Origin of the sequence: Rhodoferax sp. OV413 (genome assembly GCF_945881795.1) — a bacterium.
In the GTDB taxonomy this organism is placed as follows: Bacteria; Pseudomonadota; Gammaproteobacteria; order Burkholderiales; family Burkholderiaceae_C; genus Allorhodoferax.
The window spans coordinates 1-26,871 of the sequence record NZ_CAMCVG010000010.1 but is presented as its reverse complement, the minus strand read 5'-3'; the positions used below and the strand labels follow the sequence as shown (position 1 = coordinate 26,871).

At 61.0% G+C, this 26,871-nt stretch carries 24 protein-coding genes, 1 tRNA gene and 1 riboswitch; of the genes, 8 read left to right on the top strand and 17 right to left on the bottom strand.

Going from position 1 to position 26,871, the window contains the following annotated elements:
* Nucleotides 1-6 precede the first annotated feature (6 nt).
* A complete protein-coding gene (locus Q0O05_RS02560; protein WP_293660325.1) occupies nucleotides 7-1,086 on the bottom strand; it encodes a quinone-dependent dihydroorotate dehydrogenase in 1,080 nt (359 codons plus the stop codon).
* A 59-nt stretch (nucleotides 1,087-1,145) separates the two neighbouring features.
* Between Q0O05_RS02560 and rpiA the strand changes: the two genes are divergently transcribed.
* Nucleotides 1,146-1,856, top strand: coding sequence for a ribose-5-phosphate isomerase RpiA (gene rpiA / locus Q0O05_RS02555; RefSeq protein WP_293660324.1), 711 nt, complete (start codon nucleotides 1,146-1,148; stop codon nucleotides 1,854-1,856).
* A gap of 31 nt (nucleotides 1,857-1,887) precedes the next feature.
* Here rpiA and Q0O05_RS02550 read toward each other — a convergent pair whose 3' ends face one another.
* The 11 genes from Q0O05_RS02550 to Q0O05_RS02500 all read right to left on the bottom strand — a co-directional run bounded on the left by Q0O05_RS02550 (nucleotide 1,888) and on the right by Q0O05_RS02500 (nucleotide 13,288).
* The gene (locus Q0O05_RS02550) at nucleotides 1,888-2,514 is read right to left on the bottom strand and encodes a riboflavin synthase (RefSeq protein WP_293660323.1); all 627 of its coding nucleotides are present in this window, start codon (nucleotides 2,512-2,514) and stop codon (nucleotides 1,888-1,890) included.
* Nucleotides 2,515-2,568: 54 nt separating this feature from the next.
* Nucleotides 2,569-3,690 (bottom strand): bifunctional diaminohydroxyphosphoribosylaminopyrimidine deaminase/5-amino-6-(5-phosphoribosylamino)uracil reductase RibD, encoded by a 1,122-nt coding sequence (ribD, locus tag Q0O05_RS02545; protein WP_293660322.1) that lies wholly within the window; start codon nucleotides 3,688-3,690, stop codon nucleotides 2,569-2,571.
* Between the two features lie 7 nt (nucleotides 3,691-3,697).
* On the bottom strand, nucleotides 3,698-4,168 hold the full coding sequence (locus Q0O05_RS02540; protein ID WP_293660321.1) for a type IV pilin protein: 471 nt from the start codon (nucleotides 4,166-4,168) through the stop codon (nucleotides 3,698-3,700).
* Nucleotides 4,169-4,214: 46 nt separating this feature from the next.
* Entirely contained in the window at nucleotides 4,215-7,865 is a 3,651-nt protein-coding gene (locus tag Q0O05_RS02535; RefSeq protein WP_293660320.1) for a PilC/PilY family type IV pilus protein, read from the bottom strand.
* Nucleotides 7,866-7,882: 17 nt separating this feature from the next.
* Nucleotides 7,883-8,458 carry a PilX N-terminal domain-containing pilus assembly protein gene (locus Q0O05_RS02530; RefSeq protein WP_293660319.1) on the bottom strand — a complete coding sequence of 192 codons (576 nt, stop codon included), beginning with the start codon at nucleotides 8,456-8,458 and terminating at the stop codon, nucleotides 7,883-7,885.
* Entirely contained in the window at nucleotides 8,445-9,353 is a 909-nt protein-coding gene (locus Q0O05_RS02525) for a PilW family protein (protein WP_293660318.1), read from the bottom strand. Before Q0O05_RS02525 ends, Q0O05_RS02530 begins: the two co-directional genes overlap by 14 nt.
* Nucleotides 9,350-9,919, bottom strand: a complete 570-nt coding sequence (gene pilV, locus Q0O05_RS02520; protein WP_293660317.1) for a type IV pilus modification protein PilV — start codon at nucleotides 9,917-9,919, stop codon at nucleotides 9,350-9,352. Before pilV ends, Q0O05_RS02525 begins: the two co-directional genes overlap by 4 nt.
* Complete coding sequence (locus Q0O05_RS02515; RefSeq protein WP_293660316.1) at nucleotides 9,913-10,545, bottom strand: GspH/FimT family pseudopilin; 633 nt, start codon at nucleotides 10,543-10,545, stop codon at nucleotides 9,913-9,915. Before Q0O05_RS02515 ends, pilV begins: the two co-directional genes overlap by 7 nt.
* Nucleotides 10,546-10,621: 76 nt before the next feature.
* Complete coding sequence (gene nrdR / locus Q0O05_RS02510; RefSeq protein ID WP_293660315.1) at nucleotides 10,622-11,071, bottom strand: transcriptional regulator NrdR; 450 nt, start codon at nucleotides 11,069-11,071, stop codon at nucleotides 10,622-10,624.
* 18 nt (nucleotides 11,072-11,089) lie between these two features.
* Nucleotides 11,090-12,334: a serine hydroxymethyltransferase gene (gene glyA / locus Q0O05_RS02505; protein ID WP_293660314.1), complete on the bottom strand. Its 1,245-nt coding sequence runs from the start codon at nucleotides 12,332-12,334 to the stop codon at nucleotides 11,090-11,092.
* Between the two features lie 44 nt (nucleotides 12,335-12,378).
* Nucleotides 12,379-12,506, bottom strand: a riboswitch (ZMP/ZTP riboswitch).
* A 47-nt stretch (nucleotides 12,507-12,553) separates the two neighbouring features.
* A complete protein-coding gene (locus tag Q0O05_RS02500) occupies nucleotides 12,554-13,288 on the bottom strand; it encodes a lytic transglycosylase domain-containing protein (protein ID WP_293660342.1) in 735 nt (244 codons plus the stop codon).
* A gap of 523 nt (nucleotides 13,289-13,811) precedes the next feature.
* Here Q0O05_RS02500 and Q0O05_RS02495 point away from each other — a divergent pair.
* The gene (locus Q0O05_RS02495) at nucleotides 13,812-16,613 is read left to right on the top strand and encodes a DUF349 domain-containing protein (RefSeq protein ID WP_293660313.1); all 2,802 of its coding nucleotides are present in this window, start codon (nucleotides 13,812-13,814) and stop codon (nucleotides 16,611-16,613) included.
* Here Q0O05_RS02495 and Q0O05_RS02490 read toward each other — a convergent pair.
* The 5 genes from Q0O05_RS02490 to Q0O05_RS02470 all read right to left on the bottom strand — a co-directional run bounded on the left by Q0O05_RS02490 (nucleotide 16,610) and on the right by Q0O05_RS02470 (nucleotide 21,078).
* A complete protein-coding gene (locus tag Q0O05_RS02490) occupies nucleotides 16,610-17,371 on the bottom strand; it encodes a UDP-2,3-diacylglucosamine diphosphatase (RefSeq protein WP_293660312.1) in 762 nt (253 codons plus the stop codon). The two genes, Q0O05_RS02495 and Q0O05_RS02490, sit on opposite strands and share 4 nt — an antisense overlap.
* Nucleotides 17,372-17,418: 47 nt before the next feature.
* The gene (locus Q0O05_RS02485; RefSeq protein WP_293660311.1) at nucleotides 17,419-17,925 is read right to left on the bottom strand and encodes a peptidylprolyl isomerase; all 507 of its coding nucleotides are present in this window, start codon (nucleotides 17,923-17,925) and stop codon (nucleotides 17,419-17,421) included.
* Between the two features lie 3 nt (nucleotides 17,926-17,928).
* Nucleotides 17,929-18,507: a peptidylprolyl isomerase gene (locus Q0O05_RS02480; protein WP_293660310.1), complete on the bottom strand. Its 579-nt coding sequence runs from the start codon at nucleotides 18,505-18,507 to the stop codon at nucleotides 17,929-17,931.
* The gene (locus Q0O05_RS02475) at nucleotides 18,507-19,772 is read right to left on the bottom strand and encodes a L,D-transpeptidase (protein WP_293660309.1); all 1,266 of its coding nucleotides are present in this window, start codon (nucleotides 19,770-19,772) and stop codon (nucleotides 18,507-18,509) included. Before Q0O05_RS02475 ends, Q0O05_RS02480 begins: the two co-directional genes overlap by 1 nt.
* Before the next feature lie 115 nt (nucleotides 19,773-19,887).
* Nucleotides 19,888-21,078, bottom strand: coding sequence for a tetratricopeptide repeat protein (locus Q0O05_RS02470; RefSeq protein ID WP_293660308.1), 1,191 nt, complete (start codon nucleotides 21,076-21,078; stop codon nucleotides 19,888-19,890).
* Nucleotides 21,079-21,254: 176 nt separating this feature from the next.
* On the opposite strand from Q0O05_RS02470, the gene cysS reads away from it, so the two are divergent.
* The 6 genes from cysS to Q0O05_RS02440 all read left to right on the top strand — a co-directional run bounded on the left by cysS (nucleotide 21,255) and on the right by Q0O05_RS02440 (nucleotide 26,732).
* Nucleotides 21,255-22,631, top strand: coding sequence for a cysteine--tRNA ligase (gene cysS, locus Q0O05_RS02465; protein WP_293660307.1), 1,377 nt, complete (start codon nucleotides 21,255-21,257; stop codon nucleotides 22,629-22,631).
* A complete protein-coding gene (locus tag Q0O05_RS02460; RefSeq protein WP_293660306.1) occupies nucleotides 22,631-23,284 on the top strand; it encodes a DNA-3-methyladenine glycosylase 2 family protein in 654 nt (217 codons plus the stop codon). The genes cysS and Q0O05_RS02460 overlap by 1 nt, the downstream gene beginning before the upstream one ends.
* A gap of 11 nt (nucleotides 23,285-23,295) precedes the next feature.
* Nucleotides 23,296-24,273, top strand: coding sequence for an acetyl-CoA carboxylase carboxyltransferase subunit alpha (locus tag Q0O05_RS02455; protein ID WP_293660305.1), 978 nt, complete (start codon nucleotides 23,296-23,298; stop codon nucleotides 24,271-24,273).
* Between the two features lie 17 nt (nucleotides 24,274-24,290).
* Entirely contained in the window at nucleotides 24,291-25,286 is a 996-nt protein-coding gene (tilS, locus tag Q0O05_RS02450) for a tRNA lysidine(34) synthetase TilS (protein WP_293660304.1), read from the top strand.
* A gap of 45 nt (nucleotides 25,287-25,331) precedes the next feature.
* Complete coding sequence (locus Q0O05_RS02445; RefSeq protein WP_293660303.1) at nucleotides 25,332-26,600, top strand: aspartate kinase; 1,269 nt, start codon at nucleotides 25,332-25,334, stop codon at nucleotides 26,598-26,600.
* Nucleotides 26,601-26,639: 39 nt separating this feature from the next.
* Nucleotides 26,640-26,732, top strand: a tRNA-Ser gene (locus Q0O05_RS02440).
* The last annotated feature ends 139 nt before the right edge of the window (nucleotides 26,733-26,871 follow it).

The window sequence follows — 26,871 nt, the reverse complement described above, 5'->3', positions numbered from 1 at the left end:
ATGGCCTTATTTTTTACTGTTTTTGATAGCCAGCGCAGCGTCTCTCACCAGCTGCGGCCCGGCGTAGATCAGGCCGGTGTAGATCTGCACCGCATCGGCGCCGGCGTCGATTTTGCTCACCGCGTCTGCCGCGCTCATAATGCCGCCCACTCCGATGATGGGAAAGCCTGACCCCAGGTGAGCGCGCAGCTGGGCAATTACCGCGTTGCTCTTGGCCAGCACCGGCGCACCTGAGAGGCCACCGGTCTGTTCCGCGTGCGGCAAGCCCTGCACTGCCTCGCGCGAGAGCGTGGTGTTGGTGGCAATCACGCCCCAGGCGTTGTTGATGTGGCCGGCGGCGTCGCGTCCGTAGCGTTGGAGGGTGGCGGCGATGACCTGCACCTGCCCGTCGTCCAGGTCGGGGGCGATCTTGAGGAAGATGGGCTTGTGGCGTCCGTGCCGTTGCGCGAGCAGTTCGCGCCGTTCGGCAATCGCGCCCAGAAGCGCGTCCAGCGCGGCATCGCTTTGCAGGCTGCGCAGGTTCTGGGTGTTGGGGCTGGAGATGTTGACGGTGATGTAGTCGGCGTGGGGGTAGACCCCGTCCAGGCAGGTAAGGTAGTCATCGGTCGCGCGCTCGATCGGGGTGGCGGCGTTCTTGCCGATGTTCAGGCCCAGCAGCAGCGAGGGCTGCGCGCTCTGGCGCAGGGCCGAGCGTTGCACGTTGGCAATAAACGCGTCCAGCCCGTCGTTGTTAAAGCCGAGCCGGTTAATGAGCGCCTGCGCCTTGGGCAGGCGGAACATGCGCGGCTTGGGGTTGCCGCTTTGGCCCAGCGGGGTGACAGTGCCCACCTCTACAAAACCAAAACCCATGGCGCCCAGGCCGTCAATGCAGCGGGCGTTTTTGTCCAGCCCGGCGGCCATGCCCACGCGGTTGGGAAACCGCAGCCCGGAAATGACGACGGGGTCGTTCACCTGTGGGCTGGCATAGGCCAGCTTGAGCGGGTTGCCTTGGCTGGCGGCGAGGCCGGCCATGGTGAGGTCGTGGGCGACTTCGGGGTCGAGTTGGAACAAAACGCGGCGGGCGAGGGCGTAGGGCACCAGTGACATCAGATAATTCCTGCTTTCATCGTTCAAACTCAGATTTCGATCTGTCAGGATTGTCCCCCATGACCACCTCCCCAACGTCAGCCGCACGCCCCCCGCTCAGCCAAGACGAGCTCAAAACCCTGGTGGGCCAGGCGGCGCTGCAGTACGTGGTGCCCGGCGAGATAGTGGGCGTGGGCACAGGATCCACCGTCAACAAGTTCATCGACGCGCTGGCCAGCATGAAAGACCAGATCAAGGGCGCCGTGTCCAGCTCGCTGGCCAGCACCGAGCGTTTGCAGGCGCTGGGAATCACGGTGTTTGACAGCAACGAGGTCGACAACATCTCGGTCTATATCGACGGCGCGGATGAGATTGACGGCGCGGGCAACATGGTCAAAGGCGGCGGCGCGGCGCTCACGCGCGAGAAGATCGTGGCGGCACAGAGCGCCCGGTTTGTGTGCATTGCCGATGAATCCAAGCTGGTGCAAACGCTGGGCAAGTTTCCGCTGCCGGTCGAGGTCGTTCCGATGGCGGCGCAGCGCATCATCAAGCAGTTTGCGGCCCAGGGCGGGCAGGGCGTGGTGCGCCTGAAAGACGGCAAGCCGCTGGTCACCGACAACGGGCAATGGATTGTGGACATCACCGGCCTGCTCATCACCAATCCGCTGGCCTTTGAGGCCGAAGTCAGCCAGTGGCCGGGCGTGGTGACGGTGGGGGTGTTTGCCTACCAGCGCGCCCAGGTCTGCCTGCTAGGCACCGCCGGCGGGGTCAAAACGTTGACGTTTGAATAAAACGCTGTCGTTTGAGTAAACCGCGGGCGGTTTAGGTGGCGGCGGGCGCCGTCATCATGCGCTCGACGTACCGCGCGATCAAATCAATTTCCAGATTCACCCGGCCGCCCACCTGCAGTGCGTGCAGGGCGGTGTTGGTGACCGTGTGGGGAATCAGGTTGATGCTGGCCTCGCAGCCCTCGGCGATGTCGGCAATGCGGTTCACCGTGAGGCTCACACCGTTGATGGTGATGGAGCCCTTGTAGGCCAGGTATTTGCCTAGCGCCTTGGGCGCGATGACCCGCAGTTCCCAGCTCTCGCCCACCTGAGCGAAATGGCTCACATGGCCCATTCCGTCCACATGGCCGGACACCAGATGGCCGCCCAGCCGGTCGTGGGCACGCAGGGCTTTTTCGAGGTTGATGGGGCCCATCGCATCCAGGCCTGCGGTTTTGTCCAGGGACTCGGCAGAAATGTCGATGGCGAACTGCCGGCTTGCCGCATCGAAGGCGGTAACCGTCATGCAGGCGCCGTTGAGGGCGATGCTGTCGCCCAGGCCGACGTCGTCCAGATAGCCGGCAGGGGCCTCGATGGTGAGGCGCTTGCCGTGGGTTGCAGATTCGCCCAGAGGCTGGACGGCGGAAATACGGCCTACGCCGGTGATGATGCCTGTAAACATGCGCGGATTTTCGCAGGGAAAGGGCAGGGCACAGGCCGCCCCGCCGGCAAGCCCCTAGAAACGGTCGCGCCCCGCCACGCGGGCAAGAATTCGCAGGTCGGGGCCCACCATGGCGGTGGATGTGAATTCCAGATCCACGCCCTGACGCAGTTCAGCAAGCGGCCCGATGTGGAACATGCCCGCGCCTTGGCCCAGCAGCTTGGGCGCGAGGTAAACCACCAAGTCGTCCACCAGCCCCTCGCGCACCAGCGAGCCGTTGAGCTTGAAGCCGGCTTCCACATGCAACTCGTTGATTTCGCGGCGGGCGAGGTCGGCCATCATGGCCGCCAGGTCCACCTTGCCGCCGGGCTGCCCGTCCGCCCCTTGGCCGGGCATATAGATGACCATGGCGCCAGACGCCTCGAGGGCCGCCTTTTTGGCATCATTTCGGGCTGCGGCGTATATCCAGACTGCGCGGCCAGCTATGAATAAAGGAGCATCCGGCGGGGTTTCGAGCTTGCTGTCCACCACCACCAGGTGCGGTTGCCTTGGCGTGGCGACCAGCCGCACATCCAAGCGCGGCCGGTCCGCCAGCACCGTGCCAATGCCGGTGAGGATGGCGCAGGAACGCGCCCGCCAGGCATGGCCGTCCGCACGCGCATCGGGGCCGGTAATCCATTGGCTCGCGCCGTTGTCCAGGGCGGTGGTGCCATCCAGAGACGCCGCCACCTTCATGCGGACCCAGGGCGTTTTGCGGACCATGCGGCTGAAAAACCCGATGTTGAGCTCTCGGGATTGCACGGCCAGAGGGTGATCAGCGGTAAGCACTTCCACCTCCACCCCCGCAGCCCGCAGCCTGGCAAAGCCGTTGCCGGCCACCAGCGGGTTCGGATCGAGGTTGGCGGCAACCACCTTCTTGATGCCCGCCTGAATCAAGGCATCGCAGCAGGGCCCGGTGCGGCCGTGGTGCGAGCAGGGCTCCAGGGTGACGTAGGCTGTGGCGCCCACCACCGGGTGGCCCTTGCTGGCCGCATCCCGCAAGGCCATGACTTCGGCGTGGGGCCCGCCGGCTTGCTGGGTGTGGCCTTGGCCGAGGATGTCGCCACCGGGGGCGGTGATGACGCAGCCTACGCGGGGGTTTGGGGAGGAAAGGTTGGTGGCACGCTGCGCATGCTCCAGGGCGATTTGCAGGGGCATGGACACTTTATCGCCAGCACTCCGCGACCAAAGAGGCCGCAGGGTTGCTGATGGTTATTCCTTTGGCACCTGCCTGGTTGATGGTGAGGCCCCCGCACTTGTCAGCGGCCATGGATCCGTCGGCCACCGGTCGCATGATCAATACAAAGTCGCTCTCGTTGGCGGTGCTGGCGTTGGTGCCCCCGTTGGAGATTTCATAGAGCTGCGTCCCATCTGCGGGGGAGCGCAGCATGGCCGCAGGCATGATGGACCAGATGTTGTTGTTGCCGGCTCTGTCTGCGTCATAGCGATCGTTTGCGGCATAAAACCTTTGCATGTACTGCGCCGCCTGCATTAACTGGGTCTTGGCTGCAGCGCGGTTCGAGCGGGCCACATAGCTTTGGTAGGAGGGCAGCGCAATTCCAGCAAGCAACGAGATGATTGCCACCACGATCATCACCTCAATCAAAGTAAAACCAGTGTTTCTCAATCGGTGCATGCATCCTCCAGAAAAAATGTTCACTCGCGCTCGGCCAGCACTCAGCTTACTTTAACCGTGGGTAGATCTGGCGCCATGACCGCGTGACCGTGGAACCTACGCAAACACCGGGGTTGGCTTTGCGATAAGTCTCGCTGGTGCAGTCAGGTTTTTTGCATTCGTCCGCATGGGCTGCCGCGTAGGAGGCAGATGTGCAGTCCTCTGGCGGCTGCCCGCCCTTGCTGCGGACTTTGATGTGGCCGCCGGATGACTGAATGTCGCGCAATCCGGTGTCCCTGCCCTGGGCATCGACAATCTGCAGCACAACATCCATACCGTCGGCAATGGACGAGTAGCCGCAGGCGTTTTCATCCTTTTCGTCGATGTACCCGTCGTTATTGGTGTCTATAGTCCCGCCGATCCGGCAAGCGCCGGTGATCGGGTTGAGGTAGATACTTGCCGCATTGCTGTTGGAGTTTTGGCAATCACTGGTGTTCGGTTGGGGCGAAACCGAATCAATTTTTGCGACATCTCCCACTATTTGAACGGGATAGACAATTCGCTGACCCGGTGACTGCGTCAGGTCCAGCCGCCAGCCGCGTTGTTTGCTGTAGTCGATGGCAGTAACGCTGGGGCTGCTGAATTCGACGCCAAACACCGTGATCACGCCTCCGGAGTTGAGCGTTTGGCCAGTCAATGGGTCAATGTTGCTGGTTGCCGTCTTGAAGCGGACGGCGACCAGGTCCGCATCGCTGATGACATCGCTGGTATTCACCCCGAATTCCTGCTTATCCCACAGCCCGAAGACCGCCTGGGTCGAGCCAGTTGCTGTCGGGTCGGTTGGCTCAAACAACTTGCCGGTACCCACTGTGAGCATGTAGCTTGGCCGGAAGTTGGCAAGGTCCGTCCGCTCCAGCACCGCGGGCGGGGCGGTAATCGGTAAATTGGTTCCGCCACTCTTGGCCGTAAAGAGCGGCGTGCCGCCATTGGCAACTTTCCAATCAGCGCTCCCGGCGCCGCTCAAATCAAATTTCCAGAGGCGCCCCAGCAAGTCACCCGCATAGGCTCCAATAATTTGCTGCTTGGCATTGAGCACCAGGCGTACGCCGCCCAGCCCGTTGCCGGTGCTGGAATCTGTATCCAGGCGTTTGATTAATTGACCGGTGCCGGTGTTCACAATAAACAGACTGGCTTTGCCGGATTTGCTGTCGTAGCCGTTGCCGAAAATCGTCACCCAGTCACCGCTGACCGTAATGCCGCTTTGGGGCGCAAACAGCACATGGCCCAGCTCTTGAAAACTGGTGGAGCTATTGGAGGCAACTGTCGGAAATGTCGGCGACGAGTTGATTTCCCATAGAACAGCCCGTCCGTTCATACCTAAAGGTTTGGTCACATTCAGCGCAAAAACGCTCTGGGCGCCGGCGCCGGTGGTACCTACCACGATGTTGGACCACCCGGTACTCATAACTCCAGAGCTCAAGTCCGGCGTTGCCACATAGGCGTCGGTTTCTGTGAGCGGGCCATCCACGGTAAAGGTGTGGTTGTAGGAATATCCGGATTCGGTCAAAGATTCCAGTTTGCCAAGAACGGAGCGGGGGACATAAGCAAAAACCTCGCGGCCCCCCTTGTTTAAACCTTCTCCCTCGGCAAATGCGTGCACCATTCCATCGTTCGCTCCCAGCAGCAAGATCCCTTCAGTGCGTGCCGCCTTGGCCTTCATATAGGCATCATAGGAGCCCACACCCGGCACCGAACTAGGCAAATTCTCGTATTTCGGATTGGTGTTGTTCTTGATAAAGGCCGGCGTTGAGTTCACGATGTCACCGAGCACCGCATTGCGCTTGCGAAAGGGCGACCCCTCCTTGCTCTGGTCACCCCGCAGGTAATTGATCTGATCAACCGTTACCGCGTTAGACATCTGCGTTTTTGCATCGGTGCCGCGCAAATTGTTGGCGGTGTTGGACACCTGCGTCCAGCTGAAATCGACAGCCTGTTTGGACTTGTCCACCCAAACCACAATATTTCTCGCTGCCGGCGCCGGCAAGGTGGTGGCTCCCGTGGGTTGGCCATTCGCGTCGGTCGTTATAACCTGCCAGGCCACGCCCCCGTTCTCGCCCGCGGAGTTAAGGTCGACCATTTGCACATTGCCCCACCAGGAGCCGCTGGTGTAGTAGGGGATAAACTTCTTTGTACCCGCAGTCAAGGTCACGGCCGAAGCGGCGACACCCGCTTGCGAGAATTGCTGTGACGCAATACTCCCGATGACATTACCAAGGTCTTGGGTGAACTGTTGTGCGTCACTTACCGTCAGAAAATCGCCGCCGCCGTTGTGTGCCGCATGCCGCATATCGTCAATAGCGCTGTAGGTATCTGACTTCGGCTGAACCCAGGCCAGGGTTCCATTCTTCGCTTTGGCAATATCCGCTTCGGACATCAGGCCGGGCGCCCCGAAGCTCACGGTATAGGTCGTCATGTTTTGCCAGAAAGGCGGGTCTGCCGGTGTTCCTCCCCCGACGGAGTTCACGAGATCGGTGCGTAAATCGGTAATCCAGTATTTAAGCGCCACATCCGCCAGCGTATTGCTATAGCCCCCGCTTCCGCTGGGCAGGTCGGACTTGCCACGGTTGCGTTTGTCTGCAGTGTCGCCCGGCTTGTACTGAAAGGTCTTCGAAGCGTCAAAGGCATAGCCATGGGCAGGTTTAGGTGCCACGGTGGCATCCACGTTGCCATAGCTGGGGGGGCTGGAGTCGTTGTAAAAGCCGTCTGTGATCAATAAGGTGTAGGAACGGCGGCATGACAAATGTTTCGCGGGGGTCTCGGAATACGTCGTATCCCATGGCTTGGTGCCCCAAGGCCCAGAATTTCCTGTATTCGAATAGTATTTTCCGGCGCGGTCCAGAGCGGTCCTCAGTGGCGTCCCGCCGCTGGAGACCCGAGCATCCAACCAGGTGTAAAAACTGGATTTACTGAGCTCGAAGTCCCTTATGGTGTTGGGGGTGGAATAAATATCCGCGTAGGAGAGTCGAAACGTATCAGGTTGGTTGACAAAGGCGCCGGTCAGGCCGGTTTTTGCAGCTAGCATGCGGTCGGAATGGTACTTTTTCCAATTCGCATAATTTTGGCGTTCTTCGGTCAATGTGCATGGGTCTGCCTTGCAGTCGGACGCTCTGGTGCCGCTATGGGCTCCGAACGGATTCACTGACGAGGATGTCGATCCATTTTTTGCAAATACGGTGGACCTTATTTCATATTTGTCATAGTTATTCACATTGGAAATAGCCGAAGACGATGTGAACGCAGTCACATCGATACCAGTTTTAGGAAGATAAACGGTCAGTGTGTTGGTCAAAAGCGCAGCGTTGGATTGCCGCGCGCCGGCAACATAGCCCGAGGGGTATGTTTTTTTGGGGTTGTAAAACAGACTGTTATTGACGGGGGAGCTCTGCCGGGGATCGCTAGCACTGAAACAATCAGTAGTCAGCCCCGGAATGCTTCCGGCGCTGTAGTTGTCTTTCAAGATCGCATCGTTAACGTGTTTGGCATAGACACAATCCCAGTCCATGGATCCTGAAGTGTCTAATAGGATCGTGATGTTCGGGCGAACGTTAACGGTTTTTGACAGCAGGGGGGTTTGGGATACCGCAGCAAAAGTGTTGAATGCCATGGTGGCACCCAGCAGGATACATAGGGTGCGCATCGTTCTCATCATCATATTCATGGTTGTCTCCCGATGGCCTATTTCATAGTAACGACGGACTGAAGCCAAATTTCTGTGCCCTTGGGTGCATTCCCATCTTTCGCGCCCACCTCCGGACCGAAGCCTCGCGCCGTGGTTACAAAGGTTTTGGTATTTCCTACGCTCAGAAACTGGGACATGCACTCCGGCTGGCGTCTGAAATAAATGCTGTTGGAGCCGTTATCACTCGACGCCTTAAATTCAACCACTTTCAAGTGCCCGGTCGCCACAAAGCTATTTTTCCCGGAATCAATTGCATCCCAGTTATCCATGCTTTCCCAGGTGTAAGTCAAGGGACTGCCGGCGGGCGCGTTTTGGGGCAGAAATCCCTGGGTGCCGTCAAGTGCGTTTTTCTGGACCTCGCCCTCGCAAAACCTGAGCGCTGCTTCGGCGGACTGTTGTGACAATGTCCGCAGTCTGGTTTGGTTGGATATCTGTTCGCTGGAGGAGGCCCCGCGGATGGAGACACTCGCGACGACCGAGGTAATCAACAAGATAATCAGCACCACAATCAGCACGACACCCTGCTGGCTTCCCGGTGCGGTGGAGTGGCAAGTGGGCTTATTTGTCGACATACCCGACTCCATGGTTGCGGAGTATGACCGTTGTCCGGTATGACTTGCGGAAAAAACCGTCGGTGATATCAATACTATTACCATCGCAGTCGTAATACGTGGGATTGATTCCATCCCCGGCCAAGTCGCTGATAACTGCGGTTTCACTGCGAACGACAACACAAATTCTCACAGCCAGCACTTTGTTCCATCGCTGCAAGCTGGTGAAGGTGGCCAGCGCACTGACGGGAGCATTTATCTCGGTCGCGCTCAGATAACCGAATGCATTTGCGCTGGTAGCTTGGCTTGGGTCAGAGACTGCAAAGCGCAGATGCATGGACTGGATGTTGTCTACCAGCGTCTGCGATTGAGTCAGGTCGCCTGAACCGCGGCAACTCAGTCCGTTGCCGTCCACAGCCAGGCGGGACTGAACGATGAAGTAACTGCCCGCGCTCGATATGCCATTGCCGATGCAGTCCAACAGCTTGGCAGGAGTGGCGCTTGTTAGCTTTCCGCTGTAGACGTCACCCTCGTAAGTGACTGCGATGGCGGAGCTTGTTCCGCTGTTGTTGCACTGAAGGCTTGCCATGGAGGCTACGGTGGCATCTTTAAAGCCCGTGTCGCAGGCAAAGATGCCCCATCCGGCTTGACCGAGGTCGTTTTGTGCCCCATTGGATCGAACCGGGTTGTAGCCGGCTTTTCGTATTTCTTGTGCCAGCATTTCGAGCGCAATCTGCGCGTCTTCGTTCATCCGGCCCTGTGCCTGTGCCGCCTTGCTGGACAGGTTGGTGGACAGGAAAACTATGACCACTATCCCCATGATCAAAATGCCCAGGGCAATAGAAACCAGCAGCTCGATCAATGTCAGACCGACTTGTTGCGCGCGGGTGGTTCCCCGGATGGGAGATCGGCTCACAGCTGCACCTTCATATAAAAGCAGCGGGGTAGCGTGCTGAGGTTTTTTGCGGTGGTCGGGCAGTTTTCGGAGTGGACCTCGGTTGAAACTTCGCTGCCGCCTTGGGTGGTGTTGAGGACAGCGGCCTCTTCCCACACGATCCAGATCTCCGCATGTTCGCTACTGCCGCCGGGGCGGGACAATTCAACCCCGCCCTTCGGTAACTGATTCCTCACCAGTCGCCGAAATGATGCCAGGTCGGCCTCTGCCAGCGTGTCGGTGCTGGTGCAGTCAGGGAATTCGCAGCCTGCGTCACCCGCAAGCGCAGCGTCGGTCAGCTTGGAGACGTCGTACTTGCCGTCTGCGAAGCCTTTTTGATTCAAGCGAATAAGTTCTGCCAACTCATTGGCCAACATGCTGGCAATCGCGCGGTTGGAGGCGTTTTTTTGGGCCGCTAGCGAATACGCCTGCATTCCTGCCAGCGACAGCAGCCCGAAGGACAGGAGCAGCAATGACACAAGAATTTCTATCAGGGTCACGCCACGTTGTTTCACGCTGCGGGCGCCTTTCGCATGAAATTTCAGCATACCGACTCGCCTTTGATGAATCGCACCCTGCCGACGGAATTCATGCACAGCGTGCGCGCATGGCTGGCATCGCTCGAGAGCCCACCGCTCGGGCGGATGATCCATCGTGCTTGTTGTCCGATTGCTCTTCCTGTGCCGTCAAACTTGATGTAGTTGGCGGTTGAAACTGCGCTGATGGTGTTGGCACCCACTGCAAAAAACTCGCTCAATCCGTGAACGGCGTCTTGAACACGCACCACGGTGTCACTGCCGGAGTCGAAGTTTGCATCGCCATCCTCGTCAATAAACACAACCCAGCCCTCTTTCCATCCGCCCACCGACAGCCCGTCCCCTGTTGAGCAGCTAGGCGCCGATGCGGTGGGTTGGTTAGTGCGGCAGATGGTGACGGTTTTGCCTCTGCGAAGCGCCTCGCCTCGCGCAAAGCTTGTGTCCGCCATAAAGTTGTTCAGTGCCCCTGTAACGCTGGAGCCGGCTGCTATCGAACTGAACCCGGGAACTGCTATTGCCGACAGAATGGCGACGATGGCGACGACGACCAGCAGCTCGACCAGCGTGAATCCTGCGTGGGAAGCAAGTGATCGGTTCGATGAATGGCTATTTACAGACATGGAGCGAGGATGCCACATGGGGTTGACCTGGCCCAAGGGCTGGGCGACCGCAGGGCGCAAGGCCCGGACAAGCGGCAGTTTGCCCCAGCCTATGCTACTTACTCACCTCATCCACCAGCGTTTTGAATTCATCAATGTCTTCAAAGCTGCGGTACACGCTGGCAAAACGCACGTAGGCGACCTTGTCGAGCTTTTTGAGTTCGCGCATCACCAGTTCGCCGATGCGGGTGCTCTGGACTTCGCGCAGGCCCAGATTCAGGAGCTTTTCTTCGATGCGCTCGATGGCGCCGTCTATTTGCTCGGTACTGACCGGCCGTTTGCGCAGGGCCAGGTTCATCGAGGCGAGCAGCTTGCCGCGCTCAAACTCGATGCGGCGTCCGTCTTTTTTGACGATGGCCGGAAAATTCACATCCGGCCGCTCGTAGGTGGTAAAGCGCTTGTCGCAGGAGCCACACTGGCGCCTGCGGCGGATGAAGTCCCCGTCTTCCGAAATCCGCGTCTCCACCACCTGGGTTTCGGAGTGGCTGCAGAAGGGGCACTTCATCGGGGGCTGGCAGCGCGTTTACTTGTACACCGGGAAGCGCGAGGTCAGGGCATGCACCCTGGCCCGCACTGCGGCAATGTTCGCCTCGTCGCGCGGGTTGTCCAGCACGTCAGCAATCAGGTGGGCGGTGGCGCGGGCCTCCTCGTCCTTGAAGCCGCGGGTGGTCATGGCGGGCGTGCCCACCCGGATGCCGCTGGTCACCATCGGTTTTTCAGGGTCATTCGGGATGGCGTTTTTGTTGATTGTCATGTGGGCGGCACCCAGCACGGCTTCGGCTTCTTTGCCGGTAATTCCCTTGGAGCGCAGGTCCACCAGCATCACATGGCTCTCGGTGCCGCCGCTCACGATGCGCAGGCCGCGCGTGGTCAGCGTCTCGGCCACGATCTTGGCATTGCGCACCACCTGCTGCTGGTAGGTCTTGAATTCCGGTGTCAGGGCTTCCTTGAATGCCACGGCCTTCGCTGCAATCACGTGCATCAGCGGGCCGCCTTGCAGGCCGGGGAAGATGGCGCTGTTGATGGCTTTCTCATACTCAGCCTTCATCAGAATAATGCCGCCGCGCGGGCCGCGCAGGCTCTTGTGGGTGGTGGAGGTCACCACGTCGGCGTAGGGCACGGGGTTGGGGTACACGCCTGCCGCAATCAAGCCTGCGTAGTGGGCCATGTCCACCAGGAAAATCGCACCAACGTCTTTGGCGACTTTGGAGAAGCGTTCAAAATCAATGGCCAGCGAATACGCACTAGCGCCGGCGATGATGAGTTTGGGCTTGGTTTCGTGGGCCTTGCGTTCCATGGCGTCATAGTCAATGGCTTCGTTGGCGTCCAGCCCGTACGACACCACGTTGAACCACTTGCCGCTGATGTTCAGGGGCATGCCATGGGTCAGGTGCCCGCCTTCGGCCAGACTCATGCCCATGATGGTGTCGCCGGGCTTCAGGAAGGCCAGGAACACCGCCTCATTGGCAGACGCGCCGCAATGCGGTTGGACGTTGGCAGCGTCCGCACTAAAGATTTGCTTTGCCCGGTCAATGGCCAACTGCTCGGCCACGTCCACATGTTCGCAGCCGCCGTAGTAGCGGCGCCCGGGGTAGCCCTCGGCATATTTGTTGGTAAGTTGACTGCCCTGGGCGGCCATCACGGCGGGGGATGCGTAGTTTTCGCTGGCAATCAGCTCAATGTGGTGCTCCTGGCGGGCGTTCTCGGCCAGGATGGCGTTCCAGAGCTCGGGGTCGGTTTGTTCAACAAGAATGTTGCGGTCGTACATGGCAGTCCTTCAAGGAGTTCGGGCCTGTAGGTCATGGGTGACAACAGGGCTGCCCAGGCGAACGGCTGATCGCAGGCACGCTCGGGTGCTGCGGCACGCTTCCCAGTGGTGTCCCACGTCAGCAAACGGCGCCTGTCGGGGCCGCTGCCTATCGCCAGTTGCGTGCGGGACGGAGTTTAACCGAGCCGCCTTGTTCGCCGGTGAGTTTGCCGGCTGGTCTCAGTAAGGGCTGGGGAGGCTAGCCACCTTCTCCACCGCTGGAGTCACTTCCGGCGCGGGGACCGGGGCGGCGCGCATCGGTACCGATTTGCCGGCGGCAACACTTTCCAGGCGGGCATATTCGGCCAACACCTTGGCCGTATAGCCTCCGTCCGCTTCCATATTGGTGGCTCCCACATAGAGCTTGAGTCCGCCTTCAATGGAACCACCGCGGTTGATACATTCCCGAAGCACTTTGGCCCCTACCCGCAGGTTGGACACCGGATCAAACGCCGCGAGCTTGCCGCCGAAGTCCTCGTACTTGTCGTAATGCACCTTGGTCATCACCTGCATCAGTCCCTGCGCGCCCATGTGGCTTTGCGCAAAAGGGTTGAAGCCGGACTCGATTGCCATCACCGCCAGAATGAGCAAGGGGTCGAGCTTGGTCGTCTTGCCGGTCTCGTAAGCCTCAGCAACCAGCGCGCTCAGCGGCTCGGGGGCCACGCTGTATTTCTTGCTCAGCCACAAAGCTACCGCAGCTTGTTGCCGGGGCAGCGCTTGCGGGTTGGCAGCGGTAGCGCGGTCTACCGCTTCGGGCTCGCCGACCAGGCCGGAAATCTGGGCCTGACGGTATTTGAGCCAGCCCATGAGCAGGACTTCGCCTTCCTGGCGGATTTCGGGGCGCACTGCCAGGGTGATCAGGGTGAACACCACAGCCAGGCCCAGCAGGGTAAAGCTGTTGTGCGTGAGTTGCATAAAACCGCGGGCCGTGTGTTTCGCGATGTCGCGAAGGACCTGGGTCAGGGGGGTAGTCGCTGTCAAGAGCTTCTCCTTCTTAAACGGGGGCCCTGCCTGCCCGGCTGCGCGGGGCATTGGCAGAGAAGTCGCCTCGTTGGGGTGGGGTCGCTATCAATATCCTGCGGCGTCGGTTCGACATGTGCAGCGATTTGAAAATGCCGGTTTCGGCAGCGGGGCAAAACATCCTGGTTCGGGATGGCATGAAGGCAATTTTAAAAACGCTCATATGCCTAGTCAACCATATAAACAGTTTTCTATATGCTTGACAGTTGGGGTTTTTGGGATTTTTCCCTCTGGAAGTGGCGCCTGAGGGGGCATGTTGAGGGTGCTAAGAAAATTCAAATAGCCCCGAATCAGCGGTTTGTTTTTGACTTTCGGGCGTCCGTTCGGGCCCGCACGGGTAAAAACCTAGGGAGGGCGCTGTTTTCACAGCGAAAATACGCGGTCGCTGATTTCAGCCCCTTTACCTTCCGAGCCCGCTGTGACGTCCCACCCAACTGCCAAAACATCCGATATCGCCACCCTGGACCGCCTGACCGGCGGTGCTTTTACCGCCGCCACGGCCGGGGAGCGGGCCTCCCGCATCCGCGATTGGCTCCAGACCCTGCCGGACGCTGAACAGCTGGCCGAAGTGTTCAAGGAACTCAGCGTGAAAGACAAGGGTGCTGCTAAGCTCGTGCGGGAGAAACTGGACGAAGCCCGCCGCGCGAAGGGGCAAGAGGCGCTGAGCGCGGAGTGGGCCGCCAAGGCCCAGACGCTGATTGACCTGCCTAAGCTGAACATCGCTGATGCGCTGGCCTGGCAGCGGGACGCCGCCAAGGCCGGCGCGCCCCTGAGCAAGGAGCCGCTGCTTGCGCTCAAGACCCAGTTGTCCGAGCGGGTGCGCGGCATTGAAGACCTGCAGCACCAGGTGCAGGTGCAGCGTGAGGCAGCCGTGCTGCTGGCCCAGCGCATTGAAGTCTTGTCCACCAAACCACTGGCCGATGCCCAAATCGCCTTGGACGCGCTGCGAACCGATGTGGCGCACTGGCAGTCGCAGGCCCTGGCGCTGGAGTCCAGTCGCAATTGGGTGAGCGTGGATGTGCGGTTTCCCGCGCTGTTGGATGCGTCCAAGGGCCAACTGCTGGTGGTGTGGGAAGCTTTCCAGGGAGCGCTTGGCCTGGCCGTTGCCGCATCACAAGACGCTGCGGCACCGCTCCCCCCGGTTCCGGTGTGGGCGGACGAAGTCCGGCTCGCCCGCGGAATTCCGCCGGAGCCCGCCCCCAAGGCTGCCAAGCCCAAGGTCGACCCCGAGCTGCGCGCGCAAGCCCAGGAGTCGGTGAAAGCGGCGCTTGCGATCGTGGAGCAGGAAGTTGGTGAAGGCCACGGCAAGGCGAGCGCCGGTGCCGCTGCCGCGCTACGCAACGCCCTCAAGGAATTCGGCAAACTGATTGACGCCAAGCTCGAAAACCAGGCCCATGCCGCACTGGCGGCGGCCGGCGAGCTCGAAGGCTGGCAGCGCTGGCGCGCCGACCAGATTCGTGAAGAACTGGTTGCCAAGGCGGAGGGCCTGCTCAACCGGCCCGAGGGGCAGGCCATGGGCGGGCGCAAGATGCAGGAAACCCTGCGCACCCTGCGCGATCAATGGAAACAAACCGACCAGGGCGGCGCACCCAACCACGCCTTGTGGAAGCGCTTCGACGAGGCCTGCAATGAAGCCTACAAGGTCGTTGAGGGGTGGCTCGAAAAAGTCAAGGCCGAGGCCGCCGAGCACCGCGCCCAGCGCCTGGCGCTGCTGGACGAACTTAAAGTCTGGGCCGCAGCCAACCGCAGCGCGCTTGACGACGACTGGAAGGGCTTCAACCGCATCCTGCATCAGTTCTCTGAACGTTGGCGCGAGGCCGGCCATGTGGGCGAGAAGATGTTTGCCGAGCTGCAGCCGCAGTGGAAGGCCGCTTTTGCGGAGGCTTGTGCCCCCCTGGAGGCCGTGCAGGCCCAAAGCCTTGCCGCGCGCCACGCCATGATTGAAGAGGCCAAGCAGCTCGGTGCCATGCCGATGCTGCGTATTGACGCGGTCAAGGCCTTGCAACAGCGCTGGCAGGCACAGGCACACGCCATCCCGGTGGACCGCCGGCAGGAGCAGAAGCTGTGGGACGCCTTCCGTAAACCGATTGACGAAGCCTTCAACCGCAAGAGCGCTGAGCGCGAAAAAGCCGAAGCTGCGCTTGGCGCACGTGACCGGATGGTGATTGACGCCGCCCGGGCGCTGGAAGCGGCCAACGCGTCCGGGGACGCCACCGCGATTCGCAGCGCCATGGCTGCACTGGAAGCAGCCCTGCATGGCCAGGCCCAGGCGCAGGCCGAGGTGGCCGCGGCCGGAGCCGGCGAGCAAGCTGCTCAGTCAGCCCAGGCCCTGAATTTGGATCAAAAACCGCCCGAAGCGCCCGTGAACATTGCGCAAGCAGCTCCTGAAACCATAGCAAGTCAGGCGGCGTCCGGGGAGGCGGAGTCCGGAGCTGCAGCTGCGGCAACTTCAGAGCCCGCCCCTGAACCCGCTTCTGAACCTACTTCTGAATCTGCCGCTGAATCTGCCTCTGAATCCGTGGCAGAGCCTGTTGCTGAGCCCGCGGTGGTCGTGCCGCCCAAGCCGGCCGCCAAACCAGTAATCGCCGTGCGCGGGGATGACCGGCCCGGTATGAAAAAAGACGCCCCCGCCGATCCGCGTGCGGGCAAGTGGGGCGATCGCAAAGACGCAGGCCGCGGCGGGCGCGATGGGCGTAGCGATAGCCGAGATAACCGTGGCGACGGCAGCCGTCCGGCCCCGTCGAACGCTCCCCGTTTGGGAGATACCGCCTTCCGCGCTCAGCGCGATGCCTTTGACAACGCCCAGCTGGCCCTCAAGAAATTGGCGGCCCAGGCGCATGGCGAGGCCTTGGTGCATTTGCTCACCGCGTGGGAAAAGCGCGACGCCGCACTTATTCCTTCAGCCCAGGAGCTCGGCGGCCGCGCCGCAGCGCAGGCCCGCACCGGGTGGTCCAAAGCTGTGTCAGCCGCACCCTCGCTCAAAGCTGACGCTGCCGCACAGCACCTGTTGCGCCTGGAGATGGCCGCTGAAGTACCCACGCCGGCTGAGCACCTCGATGCCCGCAGGGGCCTGCAATTGCAGCTGCTTACCCGCCGCAATGACCCCGCCCCAGCCCAAACCTGGGTCGACGATGCCGCTAAGGTGCTGTCAGCGGAGTTTGACGCGGCGGCGGCGCGGCGTCTGCAAACCGTGCTGAAGGTTCTGCTCAAGCGTTCTTAGCGCAAAGCCGCAGGAATGCGGACGAATTGGGGCTGCTCTGCGTCTGGGGCTGTTTGTGGCGCGCTCAAGCGCAGCACTTCGGCTCGGGCGTGCGGGCCATGGATGTGCCAGTCGCTCAACACCCAGCGGTCCCCGCCATCGGGCAGGGGGTGCCGGGCTGGCTGGTGGGTGTGGCCGTGGACCATGGTGCGGGCGCCAGCATTGCGCAACCAGTGCGCGGCGGCGTCGGTGTCCACATCGGCATACGACGCGTGAGCTGCTTTATTGGCCTCGCTGCGTTGGCGCAGGTCCATTGCAATGGCCTGCCGCTCGGCCAGTGGTTTTGCTAGAAAGTCAGATTGCCACTGAGGTGAGCGCACTACCGCACGGAAATTTTGGTATTCGGTGTCGTCCAGGCACAGCGCGTCCCCGTGGGTGAGCACGATGCGCTCTGAATGAAAGTGCAGGGTGCAGGGGTCTTCCAGGAGCCGCACCCCGGCGCTGGCCGCCAGGGCCTCGCCCAGCAAAAAATCACGGTTGCCCCGCATCAGAAAAACCGGCAGTCGCTGCGCAGTCTGGCGCATCAGGCCAACGCAGCCGGCCTCAAAGCCAGGTTCCCCCGCGCTAGCGCTCTCTAGTACGTCGTCACCCACCCAGACTTCAAACAGGTCGCCCAATATAAAGAGGGCGTCGGCCGCAGTGGTTTGCATGTAACGCTGCCAGGCCGCATAGGTTCCGGGCTCGGCGGGGTGGAGGTGGAGATCCGAGATGAAATCCACCGTCCGCCAGTGGTCTGGTGCATGCAGATCCACTGGGGAGGTACCTCTTACAGCGCGACAGCTTTTTCGATGATGACGTCTTCTTTGGGGACGTCGTCATGGAAGCCCTTGCGGCCCGTCTTTACTGTCTTGATCTTGTCCACCACGTCGGTGCCGGCCACGACTTTGCCGAAAACCGCATAGCCCCAGCCCTGCATGCTGGGGGCGGTGTGGTTCAAGAAACCGTTGTCGGACACGTTGATGAAGAACTGCGCTGTCGCAGAGTGCGGGTCGCCGGTGCGGGCCATGGCAACGGTGTACAGGGTGTTCGTCAGGCCGTTGTTGGCTTCGTTGTCAATCGGGTCGTCAGTGGGCTTCTGAGCCATGCCGGGTTCCATACCGCCGCCCTGGACCATGAAGCCGGGAATCACGCGGTGGAAGATGGTGTTGTTGTAGTGGCCCTTGTTCACATAGGACAGGAAGTTAGCGGTGGACTTGGGCGCTTTCTCCTGGTCCAGCTCGAGGGTGATGACACCGTAGCCGGTGATGTGGAGTTCTACTTGGGGATTGCTCATGGTTTAGGGCGCCAATGTGGCGGAGTTAATGACGATGGGGGCTTGGGGAACGTTCTGGTACTGACCTGACGAGGTGGTCGGGGCGCTGCGGATTTTGTCGATGGTGTCCATGCCCTGCGTGACTTTGCCGAAGACAGCGTAGCCAAAGCCGTCGGGGCTCGGGGCGTTGAGGTTGGGGTTGTCCACGACATTGACGAAGAACTGTGCCGTGGCGCTGTTGGGGTTGCCGGTGCGGGCCATGGCGATGGCGCCCCGGTCGTTTTTCAGCCCGTTGCCGGCCTCCAGAGGAATCGGAGCGCGGGTTGGCTTTTGTTGCAAGTTGGGCGTGAAGCCTCCGCCCTGCACCATAAAGTTACCTATCACCCGGTGAAAGATGGTGCCGTCGTAGTGCTTGTCTTTGACGTATTGCAAGAAGTTCTCCACCGTTTTGGGCGCTTTTTCGGGGTACAGCTCAATCGTGAAGCTGCCCATGGTGGTCTGAAACACGACCTTTGGAATGTCTTTGGCCTGGGCCGCCCATGAGAGCGACACCGCTGCCAGCACCCACACCGGGCGCATCAGCCTGCGCATCCACTGATTCATCACAGCACTCCTTCGTAAAAAATCTTCCACTGCCCGTTTTCTCGGGTCCAGTACTGGCGCTTGGTGGTGCCGACACGGGTCCCTTCGGCCAGCTCGCCAAAGGTGGCCACCATCGTCTCCGCGTTGTCCACCCAGTGCAGGAACGACACATCTTTGAGCTGGATGGTGCGCCCTCTGGTTTTTTCCATCTCGTTGCGCAGGACGGTGGTCCACTGGGCAAGCGTCTTGCCATTGCTATTGAAATCCGCGGTGTAAAAGCCCAACACTTGGCTCATGTTGCCGCCGGTTTTGGCATTGCGCCAGGCCAGCAGGGCTTCCTCAAAACCGCGGCTGGTGGCTGTGGCCTGGGTGGGCGTCACCCACTGTAGCTGCGGGGCAATCACCACCGGTGTGGCGCGCACCGCGACGGTGCGGATGATCTGGACGAGGTCGGGGTTGGCCAAGACGACGCAGCCATCCGTCGCCTGGGGCGGGCGGGAAAACTGGTAAGGCGGTGTTCCGTGCAGCCAGATGCCGCTGCCGGTCTTTCCGCGCTTGGCGTCAAGCACATTGGGATAGCTGATAGGCAATGCGCCGGAGCCGTAGAAATCTTTCAAGGACTTGGGGTCCAAGTTGCTGGTGATGTAGTACACCCCCAGCGGCGTGCGCTGGTCTCCCTCAACCACCTTGGCAATGCCGGCCTTGCCCACCGAGATGTAATAGTCCGCCTTCAGCACGAGTCCGGCGGAAGTGTTCTCGAATAAATACAGGCGCGAACGCGAGGCATCCACCGCAATGGCGTGGCGCACGGTGGGCGAGAGCTGGAGGAATTGGGTGGGCAGGGTACCCGGTGCCGGACGCTCCTTGAGCGCCTTGACCCGCTTCTGCGACTCTTCGCGCAAGTCCTTGAGGGCGCTGCCGGCAACCTTGGCCATGTCGGGCGGCACATCGCCCCAGGCGCTGACCGGGCGGGTGCGCGACACCAGCAGGTCGCCATAGACGAGCTGCGCGAGCTGGAAGTTGGGCAATTCTTTGGCCAGCTTTTCGGCCTTCTCAAAGGCTTGGCGCGTCTCCCCCTGACCAATCAGCTGGTAGACCTCAATCAGCCGCGCTTCAGCCAGTCCCGGGCTTTCCGATGGTGATGCCGCCGCCACATCCGGCGCCGCAGTCTCTTGTGGTTCCCGGCCGGGCTTGGCGTTGTGGTTCTTGGCGAAACCCGGGCTGGCAGCCGAACACAACACGGATGCCAGAGCCAGCCAGGCGGCCATGCGGCGCAATTCGGCCAAGCGAGGCAAGTGGTGTGAGCGGCCCAACGTGGATAAGCAGCGCAAGAGGGCTAGGGGTAGGTGGGGCATAGCGGGGAGGGTGTTTATCAACACCGGGTGCGCGATCGGCACAGAATCAGTTCACCACAGATTCGCGAACAATCACCCAGCGGTCTCCGGACTTCACCAGTTCCAGGGCCTTGCGGCTGGATACGGCCAGTTCGTTGGCCTTGTAGTCCTGGCGGAACTTGGCGGTGGCCTTGTTGCCATTCACAGTAACGGTCAGGTTTTGCACTGCTACGCTGATTTTGGACTTGCTGCTGATGCGCAGGCGGCGCTCGTCTTCCCAGGCTGCGCGGCTGGTACCGCCGGGCGTGGCGAAGTCCTTGCCATAGTAGGCAAGGTAGCCTTTCACGTCGCGCGCGGCCCAAGCCTTGGCCCAGTTTCGTACAGCAGCCTCAACGTCCTTGCTCACGTCGGCAGCAGGCTCTGCAGCCGCAGATTTAGGCGCCGCCGGTGCTGGCGCTGGCGATGCTGCCGGTGGCGTTGCCGCCGCGGGGGCAGGCGTAGCCGCCGCAGGAGTCACGCTGGCAGCGGCGACGGCAGCGGCATTGGTGTTGGCATTGGTGCCGGAGTTGGGTTTTGTGTTGTTGCTCAGTGTGGGCGGGGCTTTGCCGGTCACTGGTTCAGGCAGGGTAGGGGGCGCTTTGGCGGGGCCTGCCTGCAAAGTTTGCGGGCTCACGCCGCCCATGGCAGGCGCGCTTGGCAGGGCGGGCACTGCGGAGGGGCGTTGCCCTTTGCCGGTCGCCGGATTGAAGAGTTCGCGGATGAGTGCAAGCTTGGGAGGCACGGCGGGGTTGTTGGCGTCGAGCTGCAAGGCCTTGCCATAGGCTTGACTGGCCAGCTTGGCGTACACATCGCCCAGGTTTTCATGCGCGGTGGTGTAGCTGGGGTTGGTGCGGATGGCCATTTCCAGCGCGGTGCGTGCCTTCTCGAACTGGTTTTGGCCGGCGTACAACACCGCGAGGTTGTTGTAGGGCTCGGGAAGCTCGGGGTAGTCTTCGGTCAGGCGGGTGAAGGTGTTGATGGCTTCGGAGGTTTTGCCGGTATCGCGCTGGATGACGCCTTTGAGAAAACGCATCTGCGGATCGCGTGGCTTGGCGCTCAGGTATTGGTCGACTTTGGCCATGGCCTCCGAGGTCTTTCCGTTGCGCACCATCTGGGCAACTTCGGCATAGTCGTCTGCGTGTGCGAGGCCGAAAGTGAGGGTGGTTGCCAGGGTGATCCAACGGAGTGCCGTAAAAATCTGGGAGGGGGCGTGCTTCATAATGCCTTTGAAATCTGATGCGGAAAGTGCCGTCGGCGCAGGGCTTTATACTGCTTTGGATTGTAGCTGAGGGGTGAGCGTGCGACCCCGATGCAGCCTGTCGTTCCGTGTCCATCGCGAGCCCCCTCAATGACCTTCGTTCATGCAGTGGGCTCGCTTTTTTGTCTTTGAGAGTCATGAGTTTGCGCATTTTCGACACGCTTTCGCGATCGTTGCAGCCGTTCACCCCGATGGAAGCCGGCCATGTGCGCATGTATGTGTGCGGCATGACCATTTACGACCTCTGCCATATCGGTCACGCCCGCATGATGATGGCGTTTGATGTGGTTCAGCGTTGGTTCAAGGCCAGTGGGCTACGGGTCACTTATGTGCGCAACATCACCGATATTGACGACAAAATCATCAAACGCGCGCTAGAGCGCGGCATCACCATTCGCCAGCTCACCGACGAGATGATTGTTGCCATGCACGCCGATACGGCTGCTCTGGCCATCGAGCCCCCCACGCTGGAGCCACGCGCTACCGACTATGTGCGGCAGATGCTCGGGCTGATTGGCGAGCTCGAAGTCAAGGGATTGGCTTACCGCGCCGGTAACGGCGATGTCAATTATTCGGTGCGCAAGTTTGCGGGCTACGGCAAGCTCTCCGGCAAGTCGCTTGACGAATTACGCGCCGGCGAGCGGGTCGCCGTGGCTGACGGCAAAGAAGACCCCCTGGACTTCGTGCTCTGGAAGTCGGCCAAGCTCGGCGAGCCGCCCGAGGCACAGTGGCCCAGCGATTTCGGCACCGGAAGGCCCGGCTGGCACATCGAATGCTCCGCCATGAGCTGCGCCACGCTTGGCAAAACCTTCGACATTCACGGCGGCGGCGCCGACTTGCAGTTCCCCCACCACGAAAACGAAATCGCCCAAAGCGAAGGCGCTAACGGCCAGGCCCTCGCGAACTACTGGATGCACAACGGTTTTGTGCGGGTGGATAACGAGAAGATGAGCAAGTCGCTGGGCAACTTTTTCACCATCCGGGATGTGCTGAAGCAGTATGACGCCGAGACGGTGCGCTTCTTTATTGTTCGCGCCCACTACCGCAGCGCCCTGAACTACAGCGACGCGCACCTCGACGACGCCCGCCAGGCCCTCAAGCGCCTGTACACCTCCCTGAGCGAAGTCAGCCCGCAAGACGCGCCGGTGGATTGGTCCAACCCCTACGCCGCCCGCTTTAAGGCGGCCATGGACGAAGACTTCGGCACGCCGGAGGCGATTGCGGTGTTGTTTGATCTGGCTGGCGAGGTGAACCGCAACCAGTCGGTAGAGGCGGCCTCCCTGCTGAAGGCGCTGGGTGGCTGCTTAGGAATTTTGCAGTCCGATGCGCGACAATTCCTGCAGTCCGGCGCGGGACTGGACGAGGCTGCGATTGCGCAACGCATTGTGGAGCGCGCAGCTGCAAAGGCCGCCAAAAACTTTGCGCTTGCCGACAGCATCCGCAAAGACTTGCTGGCGCAGGGCATTGTGCTCAAGGACTCTGCCGGCGGCACCACCTGGGAGGCGGCGCAGTAATGGCTGTTGCAAGCGTACCGCAGACGCCCGTGCTCACCACCCCGGGCTTTTGGGGGGATGCCTGCCGGCACCTCATGAAAAAAGACCGGGTCATGAAGCGCCTGATTCCGCAGTTTGGCGACGCCTGCCTGCAGACGCGGGGCGATGCCTTTGTTACGCTGGCGCGCAGCATCGTGGGGCAGCAAATCTCGGTCAAGGCGGCCCAGACCGTCTGGGACCGTTTCGCCCTGCTGCCTGAAAAGATGGCCCCCGACGACATTCTCAAGCTCAAGATTGACGACATGCGTGCGGCCGGTCTGAGTGCGCGCAAGGTGGAGTATCTGGTCGACCTCGCGCTGCATTTCGACAAGGGCACGCTCCACATCAAGAACTGGGAAACCATGGGCGATGAGGACATCATCGCCGAGCTGGTAGCCATCCGCGGCATCGGCCGCTGGACGGCGGAGATGTTTCTTATTTTTCACCTCATGCGGCCCAATGTGCTGCCGCTGGACGACGTGGGACTGATCAATGGAATCAGCCGCAATTATTTTTCCGGCGAGGTGGTGAGTCGCAGCGACGCGCGCGAGGTGGCGGTGGCCTGGGCCCCCTATTGCAGCGTAGCGACTTGGTATATTTGGCGGTCACTCGACCCCTTGCCCGTCGAGTACTAAGGAGAATCACGTTGGCAAAGAAAACATTCCTCGATTTCGAGCATCCCATCGCAGAACTCGAAGGCAAGATTGAAGAGTTGCGCTATGTGCAAAACGAGTCCGCGGTTGATATTTCCGCCGAAATCGACCAGCTCAGCAAAAAGAGCCTGCAGCTCACCAAAGACATCTACAGCGATCTGACGCCCTGGCAGATCACCAAAATTGCGCGCCATGCCGAGCGTCCCTACACGCTGGACTATGTGCAGGAAATCTTCACCCATTTTGTGGAGTTGCATGGCGACCGCCACTTTGCCGATGACCTGAGCATCGTCGGCGGTCTGGCCCGCTTTCAGGGCACGCCCTGCATGGTGCTGGGGCAGCAAAAAGGGCGCGACACCAAGGAGCGGAGCCTGCGCAACTTCGGCATGAGCAAGCCTGAGGGGTACCGCAAGGCCCTGCGGCTGATGAAGCTGGCCGAAAAGTTCAAGCTGCCGGTGTTTACCTTTGTCGACACGCCCGGCGCATACCCCGGCATCGATGCCGAAGAGCGCGGACAGTCCGAGGCCATCGGCCGTAATATCTTCGAGATGGCGCAACTTGAGGTGCCCATCATCACCACCATCATCGGCGAAGGCGGCTCCGGCGGCGCGCTGGCCATTTCGGTGGCTGACCAGGTCATCATGCTGCAGTACTCGGTGTACTCCGTCATCAGCCCGGAGGGTTGTGCCTCTATTCTCTGGAAGACCTCCGAGAAGGCGCAGGAAGCGGCGGACGCACTCGGCATCACCGCCCACCGCCTCAAGGCCTTGGGGCTGGTCGACAAAATCGTTAACGAGCCCGTGGGCGGCGCCCATCGCGACCCCAAGCAGGCGGCAGCCTTCCTCAAGCGCGCGCTGGCTGATGCCTACCGGCAGGTGAGCGACTTGAAAGCCAAAGAACTGGTCGACCGACGCTACGAGCGCCTGCAAAGCTACGGCCGCTTTACCGACACCAAAGCCTCCGTCAAGTAAATGCCCCCCGGCGCGGCATGACCCAGTCGCTGGAACTTGCAATGCGGGCCTTTGAGCCCGCTTTGCCTTTGGGCGTGGCCTACAGCGGCGGCGCCGATTCCACCGCACTGTTGCTAGCCTGCGCCCGCAAGTGGCCGGGGCAGGTGGTGGCACTGCACGTGAACCACGGCTTGCAGCACGCTGCCGCAGAGTTTGAGGAGCATTGCCGCACCACCTGCGCGAGGCTGGGCATTCCTTTGCAGGTGGCGCAGGTGGACGCCAAAGCCAGCCCAGGCCAAAGCCCGGAAGACGCCGCCCGCATTGCCAGATATAAGGCTTTTGAGGCGCTAGCGCATGTGGAATATGCGGGAGCTGCTATTCAATCGATAGCAATTGCCCAGCACGCCGACGACCAGATCGAAACCCTGCTGCTCGCGCTCAGCCGTGGCGCGGGCACGGCCGGCCTGAGCGGCATGGCGGCGCACTGGCAGCGCGGCCAGATGTATTACCACCGCCCTCTATTGCAGGTGAGCGGCGCTGCGCTGCGCGAATGGCTGGCAGCCGAGGGAGAGCCCTTTGTTGAAGACCCCAGCAACACCGACACCCGGTATACCCGCAACCACATCCGCGCGAAGCTGCTGCCCGCGCTCGAAGCGGTGTTCCCGCAGTTCCGCGACACCTTTGCCCGCAGCGCGCGCCATGCGGCGCAGGCGCAATCGCTGCTCGATGAGCTGGCCGCTGCCGATTGGCTGGTGATTGCGCAACCGGCCACCGGGCTGCCGCTCCTCCAGCCTTTGCGCGCACTGAGCCCCCAGCGGCGGGCCAATGTGTTGCGGCACTGGCTCAAGAAGCACCACGGCGTGATTCCGTCCGCGGCACAAATGCAGGAACTTTGCAGCCAGATCGAGGCCTGCAGCACCCGCGGACACCGCATTGCCATCAAGGTTGGTGAGGGCTGTGTAGAGCGCAGGGGGCCGGGGTTGGCTTGGTACAATGCGGAGCCTTTTCCCTCTGGAAAACAGTTTAGAAAATAAAAAAATCTCCTCCATAAAATTAAACAAAACCAAATAAAACCAACAATGGCTTTGATCGTTCACAAGTACGGCGGCACGTCGATGGGTTCTACCGAACGCATTCGCAATGTCGCCAAGCGCGTCGCCAAATGGGCGCGCGCCGGCCACCAAATGGTGGTAGTCCCCTCCGCCATGAGCGGCGAAACCAACCGGCTGCTGGGCCTTGCCAAAGAGCTCGCTCCCAACAAGCCCGGCGATGCCTACGGCCGCGAGCTCGACATGTTGGCCTCCACCGGCGAACAGGCGTCCAGCGCCTTGCTGGCCATTGCCTTGCAGTCCGAGGGCATGGAGTCAGTCAGTTACGCCGGCTGGCAGGTCCCTATTCGCACCAACAGCGCCCACACCAAGGCCCGCATCGAGTCGATTGATGACGTCAAAGTGCGCGCCGACCTTGCCGCCGGCCGTGTCGTCATCGTCACTGGTTTTCAGGGGATGGACGAGCTGGGCAACATCACCACCCTCGGCCGTGGCGGTTCAGACACGTCAGCGGTCGCCGTTGCGGCTGCCATGAAGGCGCAGGAGTGCCTGATTTACACCGATGTCGACGGCGTCTACACCACCGACCCCCGCGTCGTGCCCGAGGCGCGTCGCCTACGCAGCGTCAGCTTTGAAGAAATGCTGGAAATGGCCTCCATGGGCTCCAAGGTGCTGCAAATCCGCTCGGTGGAATTTGCCGGCAAATACAAAGTGCCCTTGCGCGTGCTCTCCAGCTTCACGCCCTGGGACATCGACATCAACGAAGAAGCCGCATCCGGCACCCTGATTACTTTTGAGGAAGACGAACTCATGGAACAAGCCATTGTTTCCGGCATTGCATTCAACCGCGACGAAGCCAAAATTTCGGTACTGGGCGTGCCTGACAAGCCCGGCATTGCCTACCAAATTCTGGGCGCGGTGGCCGATGCCAACATCGAGGTGGACGTCATCATCCAAAACCTCAGCAAAGACGGCAAGACCGACTTCAGCTTCACGGTGAATCGCGGCGACTTTGCCCGTGCGGTCGATTTGCTCAAAGACAAAGTGTTGCCCAGCCTGGGCGCGCAAGAGGTAGTTGGCGACACCAAGATCTGCAAGGTCTCCATCGTCGGCATCGGTATGCGCAGCCATGTGGGCGTGGCCAGCAAGATGTTCCGCGTGCTGAGCGAAGAGGGCATCAACATCCAGATGATCTCTACCTCCGAGATCAAGACCTCGGTGGTGATTGATGAAAAATACATGGAGCTCGCCGTGCGCGCTCTGCACAAAGCCTTTGATCTGGACCAGCCCGCCGCTTGAAAAAATCCAGCCGGAGTCGTGAGATAATTCCGGCTGACTGGAAACGTGACCGAGTGGCCGAAGGTGCTCCCCTGCTAAGGGAGTATAGGGTGTAGAGCCCTATCGAGGGTTCGAATCCCTCCGTTTCCGCCAAACCCCTTGACCCCCGCATGGATACTGGGTTTCAGCCCTAAGCGGGCCTCAAAACCCACCCTAACCCGGTGGGTTTTTTTTTGCCCAAAATAGACGCCAAACGTCCCGGGACGGTCCCCGTTTTGTCCCCGTTTTGGTG

Coding starts and splice junctions, on each gene's coding strand:
- Q0O05_RS02540 (WP_293660321.1), bottom strand. CDS start 4,168: ATGCACCGATTGAGAAACACTGGTTTTACTTTGATTGAGGTGATGATC.
- Q0O05_RS02535 (WP_293660320.1), bottom strand. CDS start 7,865: ATGAATATGATGATGAGAACGATGCGCACCCTATGTATCCTGCTGGGT.
- ribD (WP_293660322.1), bottom strand. CDS start 3,690: ATGCCCCTGCAAATCGCCCTGGAGCATGCGCAGCGTGCCACCAACCTT.
- Q0O05_RS02480 (WP_293660310.1), bottom strand. CDS start 18,507: ATGAATCAGTGGATGCGCAGGCTGATGCGCCCGGTGTGGGTGCTGGCA.
- cysS (WP_293660307.1), top strand. CDS start 21,255: ATGAGTTTGCGCATTTTCGACACGCTTTCGCGATCGTTGCAGCCGTTC.
- Q0O05_RS02515 (WP_293660316.1), bottom strand. CDS start 10,545: ATGTGGCATCCTCGCTCCATGTCTGTAAATAGCCATTCATCGAACCGA.
- Q0O05_RS02560 (WP_293660325.1), bottom strand. CDS start 1,086: ATGTCACTGGTGCCCTACGCCCTCGCCCGCCGCGTTTTGTTCCAACTC.
- Q0O05_RS02550 (WP_293660323.1), bottom strand. CDS start 2,514: ATGTTTACAGGCATCATCACCGGCGTAGGCCGTATTTCCGCCGTCCAG.
- Q0O05_RS02445 (WP_293660303.1), top strand. CDS start 25,332: ATGGCTTTGATCGTTCACAAGTACGGCGGCACGTCGATGGGTTCTACC.
- Q0O05_RS02470 (WP_293660308.1), bottom strand. CDS start 21,078: ATGAAGCACGCCCCCTCCCAGATTTTTACGGCACTCCGTTGGATCACC.
- pilV (WP_293660317.1), bottom strand. CDS start 9,919: ATGCTGAAATTTCATGCGAAAGGCGCCCGCAGCGTGAAACAACGTGGC.
- glyA (WP_293660314.1), bottom strand. CDS start 12,334: ATGTACGACCGCAACATTCTTGTTGAACAAACCGACCCCGAGCTCTGG.
- Q0O05_RS02530 (WP_293660319.1), bottom strand. CDS start 8,458: ATGTCGACAAATAAGCCCACTTGCCACTCCACCGCACCGGGAAGCCAG.
- rpiA (WP_293660324.1), top strand. CDS start 1,146: ATGACCACCTCCCCAACGTCAGCCGCACGCCCCCCGCTCAGCCAAGAC.
- Q0O05_RS02500 (WP_293660342.1), bottom strand. CDS start 13,288: ATGCAACTCACGCACAACAGCTTTACCCTGCTGGGCCTGGCTGTGGTG.
- tilS (WP_293660304.1), top strand. CDS start 24,291: ATGACCCAGTCGCTGGAACTTGCAATGCGGGCCTTTGAGCCCGCTTTG.
- Q0O05_RS02460 (WP_293660306.1), top strand. CDS start 22,631: ATGGCTGTTGCAAGCGTACCGCAGACGCCCGTGCTCACCACCCCGGGC.
- Q0O05_RS02485 (WP_293660311.1), bottom strand. CDS start 17,925: ATGAGCAATCCCCAAGTAGAACTCCACATCACCGGCTACGGTGTCATC.
- nrdR (WP_293660315.1), bottom strand. CDS start 11,071: ATGAAGTGCCCCTTCTGCAGCCACTCCGAAACCCAGGTGGTGGAGACG.